The organism is Tenacibaculum sp. (genome assembly GCF_050290165.1).
Lineage (GTDB): Bacteria > Bacteroidota > Bacteroidia > Flavobacteriales > Flavobacteriaceae > Polaribacter.
The window spans coordinates 424,777-439,607 of record NZ_JBNKHD010000015.1 but is presented as its reverse complement, the minus strand read 5'-3'; the positions used below and the strand labels follow the sequence as shown (position 1 = coordinate 439,607).

The 14,831-nt window shown below is 33.8% G+C and carries 12 protein-coding genes; 8 read left to right on the top strand and 4 right to left on the bottom strand.

The genetic code is table 11. From position 1 onward, the window contains the following. Nucleotides 1–39: 39 nt before the first annotated feature. The gene (locus ACQY6M_RS13225) at nt 40–516 is read left to right on the top strand and encodes a DoxX family protein (RefSeq protein WP_428742357.1); all 477 of its coding nucleotides are present in this window, start codon (nt 40–42) and stop codon (nt 514–516) included. A gap of 67 nt (nt 517–583) precedes the next feature. On the opposite strand, the gene serA is transcribed toward ACQY6M_RS13225, so the two are convergent. After that, a complete protein-coding gene (gene serA / locus ACQY6M_RS13220) occupies nt 584–2,476 on the bottom strand; it encodes a phosphoglycerate dehydrogenase (protein WP_428742356.1) in 1,893 nt (630 codons plus the stop codon). A 168-nt stretch (nt 2,477–2,644) separates the two neighbouring features. Continuing rightward, nucleotides 2,645–3,457: a hypothetical protein gene (locus ACQY6M_RS13215; protein ID WP_428742355.1), complete on the bottom strand. Its 813-nt coding sequence runs from the start codon at nt 3,455–3,457 to the stop codon at nt 2,645–2,647. 132 nt (nt 3,458–3,589) lie between these two features. Between ACQY6M_RS13215 and gcvP the strand changes: the two genes are divergently transcribed. After that, nucleotides 3,590–6,445, top strand: a complete 2,856-nt coding sequence (gene gcvP, locus ACQY6M_RS13210; protein ID WP_428742354.1) for an aminomethyl-transferring glycine dehydrogenase — start codon at nt 3,590–3,592, stop codon at nt 6,443–6,445. 43 nt (nt 6,446–6,488) lie between these two features. On the opposite strand, the gene ACQY6M_RS13205 is transcribed toward gcvP, so the two are convergent. Beyond that, nucleotides 6,489–6,776 carry a hypothetical protein gene (locus ACQY6M_RS13205; RefSeq protein WP_428742353.1) on the bottom strand — a complete coding sequence of 96 codons (288 nt, stop codon included), beginning with the start codon at nt 6,774–6,776 and terminating at the stop codon, nt 6,489–6,491. Between the two features lie 504 nt (nt 6,777–7,280). Here ACQY6M_RS13205 and ACQY6M_RS13200 point away from each other — a divergent pair. From ACQY6M_RS13200 to ACQY6M_RS13190, 3 genes are all read left to right on the top strand, one after another. After that, nucleotides 7,281–8,150 (top strand): zinc-dependent peptidase, encoded by an 870-nt coding sequence (locus tag ACQY6M_RS13200; protein ID WP_428742352.1) that lies wholly within the window; start codon nt 7,281–7,283, stop codon nt 8,148–8,150. 228 nt (nt 8,151–8,378) lie between these two features. Then, nucleotides 8,379–8,915, top strand: a complete 537-nt coding sequence (locus tag ACQY6M_RS13195; RefSeq protein ID WP_428742351.1) for a hypothetical protein — start codon at nt 8,379–8,381, stop codon at nt 8,913–8,915. Nucleotides 8,916–9,546: 631 nt separating this feature from the next. Next, a complete protein-coding gene (locus tag ACQY6M_RS13190; RefSeq protein ID WP_428742350.1) occupies nt 9,547–9,924 on the top strand; it encodes a DoxX family protein in 378 nt (125 codons plus the stop codon). A 579-nt stretch (nt 9,925–10,503) separates the two neighbouring features. On the opposite strand, the gene ACQY6M_RS13185 is transcribed toward ACQY6M_RS13190, so the two are convergent. Further along, nucleotides 10,504–12,135 carry an ABC-F family ATP-binding cassette domain-containing protein gene (locus ACQY6M_RS13185; RefSeq protein ID WP_428742349.1) on the bottom strand — a complete coding sequence of 544 codons (1,632 nt, stop codon included), beginning with the start codon at nt 12,133–12,135 and terminating at the stop codon, nt 10,504–10,506. A 224-nt stretch (nt 12,136–12,359) separates the two neighbouring features. Here ACQY6M_RS13185 and ACQY6M_RS13180 point away from each other — a divergent pair, with 224 nt between their 5' ends. The 3 genes from ACQY6M_RS13180 to ACQY6M_RS13170 all read left to right on the top strand — a co-directional run bounded on the left by ACQY6M_RS13180 (nt 12,360) and on the right by ACQY6M_RS13170 (nt 14,685). After that, nucleotides 12,360–13,040, top strand: coding sequence for a hypothetical protein (locus ACQY6M_RS13180; RefSeq protein WP_428742348.1), 681 nt, complete (start codon nt 12,360–12,362; stop codon nt 13,038–13,040). Between the two features lie 293 nt (nt 13,041–13,333). Next, nucleotides 13,334–14,113 (top strand): hypothetical protein, encoded by a 780-nt coding sequence (locus ACQY6M_RS13175; protein ID WP_428742347.1) that lies wholly within the window; start codon nt 13,334–13,336, stop codon nt 14,111–14,113. A 158-nt stretch (nt 14,114–14,271) separates the two neighbouring features. Then, nucleotides 14,272–14,685, top strand: coding sequence for a DoxX family protein (locus ACQY6M_RS13170; protein ID WP_428742346.1), 414 nt, complete (start codon nt 14,272–14,274; stop codon nt 14,683–14,685). Nucleotides 14,686–14,831: the final 146 nt, after the last annotated feature.

Below are 14,831 nucleotides of genomic sequence, written 5' to 3'. Positions count from 1 at the left end.
CCAAAAGTTTCTTCAATTTTGAATAAAACTTTTTAGGCAATGAAACCATTATTTATTTTACTCTTAACTTTTATAATTTCTATAGGAGTGCAAAAACTTATTTCAAAAAACATCAATTACCTGCTTTCTGCTAGAATGGCCATGTGTGCAATGCTATTATTTACCGCTTTAGGACACTTTTTGTTTACTGAAGGCATGAGTAAAATGATACCGAATTTTATTCCTTTAAAACCAACTCTAGTATTAGTTACCGGAGTTTTAGAAATTATATTAGCCATAGGTTTACTATTACCAACTTACAAAAGAACAACAGCTTGGATTCTTATCTTTTTCTTACTATTGATGCTTCCTGCAAACATAAAAGCTAGTTTAGAAAACTTGAATTACCAAACAGGTACTTATGACGGAAAAGGACTTTCATATTTATGGTTTAGAGTTCCATTACAACTCTTTTTTATAGCGTGGATTTACTTTTCTACTATTAAAACTAACTCAATAATAGCTTCTAACTTATAATAAAAATAAAACGAGGTCTACAAATTATCTGTGGACCTCGTTTATTTCTTATAAAATCAAAACCTTGTTAATACAGTACTCTAAATTTAATAGTACCATCTACTTTTTTCAGTTTTGCTATTACTTCTTGGTTATACTCTTTATCCACATCGGTAATTACATACCCTACTTTTTCATCTGTAGACAGGTATTGTCCTGTAATATTCAATTCATACTTTGCTAACACTTTATTGATCTTCGCCATTACTCCAGGTACGTTTTTATGAATATGCAAAAAACGGTGTGCATTTTTATGCTTAGGTAAACGAATATTTGGGAAATTAACCGCATCTACCGTATTTCCTGAATTGATATATGCCATAATTTTATTCGGAACAAAATCAGCGATATCCTTTTGAGCTTCTTCTGTACTACCTCCTACGTGTGGAGTCAAAATCACATTATCTAATCCTTTTAATTCAGTACTAAACTCACCATTTTTACTTGGTTCTTCAGGATACACATCTACTGCCGCTCCAGCAATTTTACCAGACTTTAATCCTTCTACTAAAGCTTCAATATCCACTACAAATCCACGAGAAAGGTTTACAAAATGAACTCCATCTTTCATTTCAGCTATTTCTTCTCTTCCTATAAAGTTTTTGTTGGCAGAATTATCATCTACATGCAGCGTAACTACATCAGAAATATTCAACAACTCTTTTAAAGTATTCATTCTGGTAGCGTTTCCTAAAGCTAATTTATCTTCTACATCGTAATAGTACACATCCATTCCAAGTGCTTCTGCTAATACCGATAATTGCTTCCCTATATTTCCGTACCCTACAATTCCTAACTTTTTACCACGAACTTCTCTAGACCCCTGAGCTGTTTTGTTCCACTGACCGTTATGAATTTCTGTACTTCTTTGAAATACACTACGCATCAACATAATGATTTCTCCAATCGCTAATTCAACTACAGAACGCGTATTACTGTAAGGCGCGTTGAAAACTACAACCCCGTTTTCTTTACATGCCTCTAAATCAATTTGCTTGGTTCCAATACAAAAAGCAGAAACTACCATTAGTTTTTCAGCAGCTTCAATCACTTTACGAGTTACTTGTGTTTTAGAACGGATTCCTAACACATGAACATCTTTTAATTTTTCAATCAATTCATCTTCCGACAAACTTCTTGAAACAGTTTCTACAGAAAACCCGTCGCTCGTTAACTTTGTAAAAGCATCAGGATGTACATTTTCTAACAGTAGAATTTTAATTCTATTCTTTGGGTATGATAAGTTTCTAGGCAATTTGTTAACGTATAAAAATTCATCTAAATTTGGTGTGATATGGTCCGCGTTGGCAATTGTTTTATCTCGCAATACATTTTCTGTATACGCAAAAAACTTATCTGCTACTCCAGCTTCTTTGGTTACTGCATCACTATAACCATCACCAATCACTTGTACTTCACCGTCTAAATTTAAGGATTTTAAACAATCTATTTTACCATTATGCTTAGATAATGGGTTTTCAGTATCAAACCCTACAATAACTCCTGCTTTATCAAACTCAAACGTGTTTGCAAATACTCTTTCTGTAGGAATGTTATATGCAGCCACAATAGGATCGATAAACTCTTTAAATCCTGCGGAAATCACATAAATATCATCAGAGAATTTTTCAAAAAACTCTTTGTTTCTCTCTATTGATGGAGATACTTTTTGTTTTAATTCTTCTATTAATAAAGGTAAATCCGATTCTTTTGCTTTTAATAACTGAATGCGTTTTTCTAAGGATTCAGTAAAAGAAATATCACCATCAATTCCTTGATTGGTAATATGGATTATCTCTTGAACAATCTCCTCTTTTTTCGGATTTCCCGCAAGCGTGATTTCTGCCAAAACATCTAATGCTTCTACACGTGTTAACGTGCTATCGAAATCGAAAACGAAATTTCGTTTTACTAAATTCATGTTACTTTGTTATGTTTTTGTTGTTGTGTTGTTAAGCCAACGAATGTACAAAGCTTTTCGTAAAAACTCCCATACCAAGCTAGTTAAGTTTCGATTTTTAAAAGGACGTACTTTTTAACACTACCTCAATTACACTTTAACAGTATTTAGCACTAATGAGTTTTATTTTTAAAGCAATAACAGTACAAATAACCACAAAATAGGAACCGCTTCTACCCAAAAAGAACTATAATATTTAGATTGATTCGTTTCTGATCTCATTAACAGAAAGAGTATCAGGAAGAATAACCCAAAAAACACTGATCTGAACTGAGTATTAGGGCTAATCATAAATTCTAAAACCAAACATAAAAGCAATAAAACATACCCAAATTTTTTAGTGTTTTCAACCCCTATCTTTTTGGGTATCGTTTGTAAAGAAATGGCATCGTATTGTACATCTCGAATATCAAAAGGCAACAACAATATTATGATTAACAAAAAGCGCTGAATGATAGACAAATACACTTCTGTAGTAAAAGAAGCCTTGGCTGCATATACAGGCAACATAACCGTGGTTCCTGCCCAAACTGCTGCTACTACTATAATTTTTAAATAGCCAATACTTCGTAAATTTTTTTGAAACCCACTAAAAAAAGGAACTGCATATAAAAAAGTCAGCAGGCCAAAAGGCACAAAAAACAGCAAAGCTCTTAAAGGAAGTAACCATGCGAAATAACACATCAGCAAAAAACAAAACAAAGAAAAAATCTGAATTATCTTTAAGTGTGTTGTTAAACTGCGATGATGTAATTTTGCTACTCCAGCATATTTTACAAAATTATACCCCGTAATTGTTGCAAAAAAAACAAATAAACCCAACGGTTCATTGTACGAAAGTTCAAAATACAATTCTGTAATTCGCACTAATGCATACACCGCTAAAGCAACATGAATACTAGAATTTATATAAAAATCGAGTGCTGTTTTAAGAAACTTCATCTAACAAAAATAGCTTTTATGTTTATAACCCTACTGTTTGGTTAATAAAATATCACTTTTTAACAAAAAAATATGTAGTATCAAGTCAGGCAATTTCACTATTTTTGAGCCACTTAAAACAACAACACAATAATGAACACAAATTCATTTCAATTAAGACATATAGGTCCTCGTGTTAAAGACCAAGACCAAATGCTTAAAACGATTGGTGTAGAGAGTTTAGACCAATTGATTTATGAGACTATCCCTGACGATATTCGTTTACAAAAAGAGTTAGATTTAGCTCCTGCAATGAGTGAATATGAATACTTAACTCACATTAACGAGTTGGGTGCAAAAAACAAAGTTTTTAAGAGTTATATCGGTTTAGGATATCACGAAGCAATTATACCAAGTGTAATTCAACGTAATATTTTAGAAAACCCAGGATGGTATACTGCCTACACTCCTTACCAAGCTGAAATTGCTCAAGGTCGTTTAGAAGCCTTGTTAAATTACCAAACAATGATTTGTGATTTAACAGGAATGGAGTTAGCCAACGCTTCATTATTAGATGAAGGTACTGCTGCAGCTGAGGCTATGGCTTTATTATTTGATGTTCGTGATAGAGCACAAAAGAAAGCAAACGTAAATAAGTTCTTTGTTTCTGAAGAAATTTTACCACAAACCTTATCTGTATTACAAACACGTGCGATTCCTATCGGGATTGAGTTAGTGGTTGGTAATCACCAAAAATTTGATTTCTCTGAAGAATTCTTCGGAGCAATTGTACAATATCCAGGAAAACATGGTCAAGTTTATGACTATACGGAATTTGTAGCGAACTGTAATGCAAAACACATCAAGGTAGCGGTTGCAGCTGATATTTTATCATTAGTAAAATTAAAAGCACCTGCACAATTTGGTGCTGATGTGGTAGTAGGTACTACGCAACGTTTTGGTATCCCATTAGGTTACGGAGGTCCTCACGCTGGATTCTTTGCTACTAAAGAAGAATACAAGCGTAGTATGCCTGGTCGTATTATTGGAGTTACTAAAGATGTTGACGGTGGTCGTGCATTGCGTATGGCATTACAAACACGTGAACAACACATTAAACGTGAAAAAGCAACTTCTAACATTTGTACTGCACAAGTATTGTTAGCTGTTATGGCTGGTATGTATGCTGTATACCACGGAAAAGATGGATTACAATATATTGCTGACCGTGTACACACAAGCACTACAACCTTAGCAAAAGCTTTAACCGATTTAGGTTTCAAACAACAAAACACTTCATACTTCGATACTATTTTAGTAGAAGTTGAAGCAGACACATTACGTCCAGTAGCTGAAGCAAACGGAATTAACTTTAACTACATTGATGAAAACCATATTTCAATCTCTGTAAACGAAACTGTTGGTTTAAAAGAAATCAATGCTATTGTTGATTGTTTCGAACAAGCGTTCAATATCACAGATATTACGGTTACTGAATTTACTACAGCAGACGTAATTCCTGCTGGTGTAAAAAGAGCAACTTCTTTCTTAGATAACGAAGTATTCAATACGTATCAATCAGAAACTGAAATGATGCGTTATATCAAGAAATTAGAACGTAAAGATTTAGCGTTAAATCATTCAATGATTTCTTTAGGATCATGTACTATGAAACTAAATGCTGCTTCTGAAATGTTACCATTAAGTAACCCACAATGGGGAAATATCCACCCTTTTGCTCCTTTAAATCAAGCAGAAGGATACCAAATCATGTTAAAAAACCTTGAAAACCAATTAAACGTAATTACTGGTTTTGCAGGTACTTCTTTACAGCCTAATTCAGGTGCACAAGGAGAGTTTGCAGGTTTAATGGTAATTAGAGCATACCATGAAGCAAATGGAGATACCCACAGAGATATCTGTTTAATTCCTGCATCAGCTCACGGAACTAACCCTGCATCGGCTGTAATGGCAGGTATGAAGGTAGTAGTTACCAAAACTGATGAAAAAGGAAATATCGACGTAGAAGACTTACGTGCTAAAGCTGAAAAACATAAAGATAATTTAGCTGCTTTAATGGTTACCTACCCATCTACTCACGGAGTATACGAAAAAGCCATTAAAGAAATTACGCAAATTATCCACGATAACGGTGGACAAGTATATATGGATGGTGCAAACATGAATGCACAGGTAGGATTAACCAATCCTGCAACTATTGGTGCTGATGTTTGTCACTTAAACTTACACAAAACATTTGCGATTCCTCACGGTGGTGGTGGACCAGGTGTAGGACCAATTTGTGTGGCGCCACAATTAGTACCGTTCTTACCAACCAATCCAGTAGTAGCTACGGGTGGTGATAATGCCATCACTGCTATTTCAGCAGCTCCTTGGGGTTCTGCCTTAGTATGTTTAATTTCTTACGGATACATCACGATGTTAGGTGCTGACGGATTGACAAACTCAACCAAAAATGCCATTTTAAATGCAAACTATATCAAAGAGCGTTTAAGTGGACATTACAGTACTTTATATACTGGTGAAATGAACCGTGCTGCTCACGAAATGATTTTAGACTGTCGTGATTTTAAACAAAACGGAATTGAAGTAACTGATATCGCGAAGCGTTTAATGGACTACGGATTCCACGCACCTACTGTATCATTCCCTGTTGCTGGAACAATTATGGTGGAGCCAACAGAATCTGAAAGTGTAACAGAATTAGATCGTTTTTGCGATGCATTAATTTCTATTAGAAAAGAGATTGCTGAAACGAGTAAGGAAAACCCTAACAACCCGCTTAAAAACGCACCTCATACACAAGAAATGTTAACTGCTGACGAATGGAACTTACCATATTCTCGTAAGCAAGCAGCATTTCCGTTAGAGTATATTGCAGACAATAAGTTTTGGCCTTCTGTACGTCGTGTAGACGATGCTTTTGGTGACCGTAACTTAATTTGTTCTTGTAATCCTATTGAAGATTATATGGAAGCAGAAGCTTAATCATAAACAACAAAAAAGCCCTCGAAATTTCGAGGGCTTTTTTTTATGCTACTCTTACGATTCTTTCGAGTGGAATAATGGTAGACTCTTTTAGAATTACTGATTTATCAGTAATACCCCAAACAGTGGTTTCTACTTTCTTTAAACCATCCACATCCATAAAAAATATTTTTACCTTTTCTCTTTCTAGATTTCCTAAAGACAGAGCTCGTTGTAAATCTAAAAAACGATTTACCACTGCTTTCTTCTTATTTAATACTTCTTCTTTTGGAAATTTTAAGAACTTAATTTGTTCTTTTGCTACAGTTATAAAACTTGTGTTTGTAGTCATATTAATGGGGAATTATAGGTTACTACTTTGTGAAAATTAGATTTGAGTTATTAGACTAAAATCTTATTGCCAATGTATCTATTTAAAAACTTAATTACAAATAATTTAATTAAATAATAAAAACTTTAACTTTTACACACAAACACATCTTAAAAATTAAGTAATTAATAACAAAAACATACATCCCCTAAACATAACAAAAACTCTAATTAGCATTTGATATATAAGGATTTTTCACCTGAATAGAATTTAGCTTCGCTGAACCTTACGGTTTCTCCTATCTTCGGAATGACACTTACCAATCGTCATAGCGAGGAGTGACAACGACGCGGCTATCTTTTTCTCAACTAACAGATTGCTTCACTACGTTCGCAATGACGAAACATCCCGTCATCTCGAACTGAAGCAACGCGGAGCGTGAGAGATCTCAATAAGAGGAATTACTCTACCTTAATTTTATATCTTTGGAAACAAATTTCTATGTAGCAGTAACCTCAATTTTTAATGATATATCTTTCTGTAATTATACTCGTAGGTGTTTTTTATATATTCAATAAAAATACCTCAACCTCTAAATGGAAACAACCTACTACTCCATTCCCTAATAAATGGAGAATTATTCTAACTAAAAATGTAGCTTTTTACAACGCATTAAATTCTGACGAAAAAGAACTCTTCGAATTCAAAGTTTTTGAATTTATATTAAATCATGAGGTTATAGGAGTCGACGTTACGGTTACCATTACTGATAAACTATTAATCGCTTCAAGTGCTGTAATCCCTATTTTCAATTTTCCCGAATGGCGATATCCAAATATTAAAGAAATTATTTTATACCCTGCAATGTTCAACGAACATTTCGAAACAGAAGGAGATGATAGAAGAATATTAGGAATGGTAGGCAACGGATATTTGGAAGGTAAAATGATTTTATCTAAACCTGCATTACATTTAGGCTTTACCAACGAAACTGACAAAAAGAATACTGCCATTCACGAATTTGTCCATTTGATAGATAAATTAGATGGTTCTATTGATGGAATACCACAGGTTTTACTAGAAAAACAATACAGTATTCCGTGGATAGAACTAGTTAACAGAAAAATTGAAGAAATCTATAACAATACGTCTGATATCAACCCCTATGGAGGAACTAATAAAGCAGAATTCTTCTCGGTTGCCAGCGAATACTTTTTTGAACGCCCTAAACTATTAGCAAAAAAGCATCCAGAATTGTATCATTTGCTAGAGCAAATCTTTAAACAAGATATGGGTGACATGAACTTACATTTAAAGCGTATTGATATTTCTAGGAACGATCCTTGTCCTTGTGATAGTGGTTCAAAGTATAAGAAGTGTTGTGGAGCGAACTAGACCTTCTCCTCTACTCGTCATTTCGAAGGAGGCACGACTGAGAAATCTTTAGAAAAGAGGACGCTCACTTCATGAAATTTAGCTTCGCTGAACCTAGCGGTTTCTCCTATCGTCGGAATGACAATTATTAAACGTCATAGCGAGGAGTCATAACGACGTGGCTATCTTTTTGTTCGATACACAACTAATTCTTACATTTACTTAAAAAAGTAACTTACATTTTTTGTTATGATAGAAAAGTTGATTGAATACGAAAAAGACGAACTTGATAATTGGTATAGTACTTCTGTGGAGTTCTCCGATCATTTCATGAAAGAATTTGTTACATATGCTGATAACCACAAGAGCGAGGTTATCAGTTATACCCTTAGCTCTGAACCTTCACTTATATCATCACACAATATAATATATGAAGCCCTTTCAACTTATTCTACAGACTGGAATGATTTTCTTTTTGATGAGCTAAAAAGAATTTTAAACATTGTTGAAAAAGAACCAAAAAAGTATCGAATCTTAGAGGTTATTGATTCCTTTGAAGTAGATAACATCTATGATAATGATTTTAGTTTTTTTGAAAAAATGATTAATTTATTATTTCAATATCATGACAACGCTAAAAACAAAAAAGTAAAGGGACATACCAGTTATGTTCTTCAAGATTTACTAACTGAAGCCGGCGAAGACTATAAGACTCGACGGTGGTGGTCTAAAATGGATAATATTATAGAAGATTACCACAGAACAGAAATACTAAAAAAATCATAGCTTCAATTCCATCCTTTTTTCTATTAAAACTTCAACTAAACAAAACTAAATTTCAGTCATAAGAGTTATTCACCTCTTGAGATTCCTCACATCCGTTCGGAATGACATAAAATTAATCAGAATGACACTTACTGAACATCATAGTGAGGAGTGATAACGACGCGGCTATCTTTTCTTCAACTGGCAGATTGCTTCACTTCGTTCGCAATGATGACAACTGAAACGTCATTACGAAGGAGGTTATGACTGAAGTAATCTCTCCATCGACTAGTAGATTGCTTCGTTTCTAACACAATAACAAAACCATCCAGTCATCTCGAACTGGAGCAACGCGAAATATGAGAGATCTCAACATTAGGGGTTACTAATTTCATGAGATTTAGCTTTGCTGAACCTTACGGTTTCTCCTATTGTCGGAATGACACCTAATGAACGTCATAGCGAGGAGTGATAACGACGCGGCTACCTTTTGCTCGACTAACAGATTACTTCGCTAATGCTCGCAATGACAATAAAATTTAATGACTCATATTCTGCGTGTTATATCTCTTTTATTTTTTTTTATATTTGAAAGAGACAGAAAAAAAATACTTAAAAACAATTAACTAACCCCTAAAAACTAACTAACACTATGAAACAAAAAATTTTATTCGTACTAAGCCTACTATTTGGATTAATGTTTATCAACTCTGGACTTAATAAGTTTTTAAACTACATGCCTATGCCTGAAAACCTTCCTGAAAAAATGATGAGCGCTATGACTGCTATGATGGAAATAGGCTGGTTGATGCCTTTGGTAGGATTTGCCGAAATTCTGGGAGGTCTCTTATTCATTTTACCCAAAACACGTGCTTTAGGTGCTGTAGTTATCTTCCCTGTAATGATTGGAATTATGCTTACCAACATCCTTCAAGCTCCTTCTGGTCTTCCTATAGCCTCTGTTTTATTTGCAATTAACCTTTGGGTGATTTATGAAAATCGTGAGGCTTATCAACCAATGATAAAGTAATAACCATCGTCATTACGAAGGAGGTACAACTGAAGTAATCTCTCCATTAATTAGCAGATTACTTCACTATCGTTCGCAATGACGACAACTCAAACGTCATTTCGACCAAAGGGAGAAATCTTAACCTAAGGAGTTATTAGCTTCATGAGATTTCTCGCTATCGCTAGAAATGACACTTACTGAACGTCATAGCAAGGAGTGATAACGACGTGGCTATCTTTTACTCTACTAACAGATTGCTTAACCTCGTTCACAATGACAACTATCGAAACGTCATTTCGACAGAGCGATTTTATGAGCGACGAGAAATCTTTTGAATGTGAATTACTAGATTCATGAGATTCCTCCTATTGTTGGAATGACACCTAATAAACGTCATAGCGAGGAGTCATAACGACGTGGCTATCTTTTGCTCAACTAACAGATTGCTTTGTTCCACTCGCAATGACGAAACATCCTGTCATCTCGAACTGAAGCAACGCGGAGTGTGAGAGATCTCAATAATAGGAGTTACCCACCTCATGAGATTTAGCTCCGCTGAACCTATCGGTTTCTCGCTATCGCTCGAAATGACATTTATTACAAATCAATCTCTTTTAACGCTTTGATGTTGTTACGCTCTAAAAACGCATCAATAGTTTCAAAGTGTTCGATTACACGTTGATCTTTAAACTCGAATACTTTTTGAGATAGGCCTTGTAAGAAATCACGGTCGTGCGATACTAAAATCAACGTTCCGTCGAAGTGTAATAACGCTTCTTTGATTACCTCTTTTGATTTTAAATCTAAGTGGTTCGTAGGCTCATCCAATATCAACACGTTTACAGGTTCTAATAACAATTTTACCATTGCCAAACGCGTTTTCTCTCCTCCAGAAAGTACTTTTACTTTCTTTTCTAAATCATCTCCCGAGAACATGAAACGTCCTAATATATTTTTGATTTGCGTTCTAATATCTCCTTCAGCAACCTCATCTACGGTTTGGAAAATTGTCAATTCAGGATCTAATAACGACGCTTGATTTTGTGCAAAGTAGCCCACTTTGGCATTGTGCCCTAAACCACATTCACCTTCAAAATCTATTTCTCCCATAATTGCTTTAATCATGGTTGATTTTCCTTCTCCGTTTCTTCCTACAAACGATACTTTTTCGCCACGAGCTATTGAAAAGCTTGCGTCTTTAAATACTGTTAAGTCTTCGTATTTTTTTGTCAACCCTTCCACTTTTACAGGATAATCTCCTGAACGTGGTGAAGGCGGAAAACGCAGTTTTAATGCCGAAGTATCTACCTCATCAATTTCTACAGGAACCAATTTTTCTAACATACGCTCACGCGAAGCTACCTGATTCGTTTTTGAATAAGTTCCTTTAAAACGCTCTATAAATGCTTTGGTATCGGCAATGAATTTTTGTTGTTCTTGATACGCTTTTAACTGATGTGCACGACGTTCTTTACGCAACTCTAAATAGTGCGAATAGTTCGCTTTGTAATCGTGAATGGTTCCCATTGTCACCTCAATGGTTCTATTGGTAATGTTATCGATAAATGCTTTGTCGTGCGAAATTACCACTACCGCTTTGGCTTTGTTTAACAAGAAGTTTTCCAACCAAATTACCGATTCGATATCTACGTGGTTGGTAGGCTCATCTAACAAAATTAAATCGGGTTTTTGTAGTAAGATTTTCGCCAACTCTATACGCATACGCCAACCTCCACTAAACTCTGAGGTTGCTCTATCAAAATCTTCTTGTTTAAATCCTAATCCTTTTAAAGCCTTTTCTACTTCTGCTTCGTAATTTACCTCTTCTAACGCGTAGAATTTCTCTCCTAAATCCGATACACGCTCGATGATTTTCATATAATCGTCCGATTCGTAATCGGTACGGGTTTCTAATTGTTTGTTCAGGTCTTCCATTTCGGCTTTCATAGCAAAAACTGATTCAAATGCTTTAGAAGCCTCTTCTTTTACCGTGCAATCATCTTCCATTAACAAGTGCTGAGGTAAATAAGCAATTACGGTATCTTTCGGACTACGAACGCCCCCTTTTGTAGCTTTAGAAACTCCCGCAATAATTTTCATCATCGTGGATTTTCCTGCCCCATTTTTACCCATTAAGGCAATTTTATCGTTTTCGTTAATTACAAACGACACGTCGCTAAACAGGGTGTTACCACTAAACTCAACCGTTAATTGATCTACCGTAATCATACAAAATATTTTAAGCGGCGAAATTAGCAAAAATGGTGTATAAACTTATGAAAAACTTTCACTTAGATAATTCATTGATTTTGTTATATTTGAGAGAAGAAAAAATTGCTTTTTATTTCTTACACATTACTTTTTAACCAAAACAAAAAACACTTTTAGAGGGTGTAATTGGAGGCACTCGAAAATCCATCAATAGAGTAGAGAAAACATAAAAATATGAAAACATGAAAAATTTATTTTATTTACTTTTTATTTCTTTTGTATTACTCACTTCATGTAGTGATGAAAATATAAATGACTTAAAAGACACCCCTCAAACTACAGAAGCACCTTCTAAAGACTATAGCTATAAGACAACATGTGATATAACAGGTAATTCATGTGTTTTTCCTAATAGCACGAATACTTATACATATACAAGTAATTTTAATAATTCTAATATTAATTGGTCTGTATTAAGTGGAGATATTACCATTAAAAGTGGACAAGGAACTAAAACTATTACCTTAGAATTTGGAATAAACTTTCAAGGAGGAGAAATAACTGCTCAAGGGTCAGATAATGGTACCTTAACCTGTAGTGATAATTTTGTCATTTCTAAATGCTCTGGTTGTAACCCCACTACAGAGGTAAATATTGAACAAACTAAAGGAGCTTGTTCTGGTGATGTATTTACTTTTGAAGCCGAACCTAATGGTAGTTCATATAGTGGAACTTACCAATGGAATGCTACTAATGGTGCTTATATTATTTCAGGACAAGGAACTAGAATCATAAAGATACAATCTCCTAACACAGGGGGTTTTGCTGTTTCTGTTAGTCATACCAATAATTGTGACAACTCTACAGTTAGTCGTTTTACTCTAGCAGAATTTAGTGCTGGGTGCGGAGGCTTTGGTTTTTAGTACAAAAAACCTCTAAAATTAATAAATATTACACTCTCTAAAATACTATACGGGTTTGGTATTAACCAAACCCTTTGTTTCTACATTAAAACTTTATAAATAATTTTAAGCGGCGAAATTAGCAAAAACTATGTATAAACTTGTGAAAAACTTTCGCTTAGATAGTTTATTGATTTTGTTATATTTGAGAGAACAAAAAATTGCTTAAACTTCAGTATAGCCTATAGCGACATTAAGATAAGAGAGGTTAAGTTTGACACCTTAATTCCATTTTTAACAAGACTTTCAATACAATGATTGATTTTAAGGAACATATAATACTTGATAATATTAATTCTTGGCCAAATGAAGTTTTAGAGATAATAAAAACTAACGAAAATTCTATAAAAGGATTCTTTCAAGAAGAATATCGTATTAATAAATTAGCAAGAGAAGATTTATCTATTCAATTTAATAGACCTAAAAATATCCATCAGGATAGTTGGAGGACTGCTATTGAAAAAGTTGAAAATATTTTGAAGGAGCATTTAATTATAGGCATTCATGCAACAAATCTATTGAAGGATGAAATAGAAGATATTATTGAAAACGGACTCAAACCACTGAGTAAAGAATTTTCTCAACAACGAATAGAAAGAGTTTATAAAAAAGGATTAATTTCTAAAGAGTTAAAAAATCAACTTACAAACAAAAAAGAATTAGTTGCAAATAATAGAAAGGGAAAGATTTTTGTTTTTCATTGTTTAACAACACTTAAAGATGAGTGGGGACTAAATAAACTTTTAGGCTTTTGGGGTGGTGAAGCGATGTACACTTACCTCAAAAACACAGAAGAATTAAAGAAAATAGGAATTCCCTGTATCGTTTTCACCTCAATTAAAATAAAAGAATTAGATATTTATCCTAAACTAAGTAAAAGAATGATGTCATATTATTTCAATAATAATTATTATCCTCATGATACCGATTCAATAATAGAAAAAAAATTAAATGTTCTTAAGGTTATAAAAAGAGATGAGAAGTTATTTGAAGATTTGACACAGATACAAAATTGGAGTAAACAACTAAAGTAAAACAAAGCATATTAAAACCACAAAAATCTAACAACTTGATTAAAAAACACTGACCTTATACTTACATAACTTTACTACAAACTCTTAATCAATAATCCTTTTAAAATATCGACATAATTTATCAACTTTAAAAATCATCAACTAAACAACAATACAAAATGACACACCCTTCTTTTTTACTTCGTTTGGCAGCTGCCATTATTTTACTTGCCCACAGCATTCCTGGAATGTTTGACAACGGAATTAACGATTTTGGCAATTTGTACTTAAACCCAATGGGATTTGCTCCTTTTGGTGTTTTTATTGCCTGGTCTATTAAACTATCGCACCTGATTGCTGCTTTTTGTTTGCTTTTAAATAAGTATGTTAAATGGGCAAGTGCTATTACCATATTTGTACTTATCTCAGGAATTGTCATGATCCATTTTAAAGAAGGCTGGTATGTAGTAGGTGGCGGGAGAAATGGTGTAGAGTTTAGTTTTTTATTAATTTTTGTGTTATTAACATTGATGTTTCCTAACGGATTACCATACAATTTCCTTAAAAAAGCCAAAAACAGAGAGAACCACTGAAAAATAAGGATGATTTAAAAAGAAAAAAAGAAGTAACTTGTTTAAAATTTCTTTTAGAAGAAAGAAATACTATTTTCGCCCCAAGAATAAAAAGGTGTATTCAGAACAACTTTCTCAATTCTTTCATAGTGTAGAAAACAGAGAAA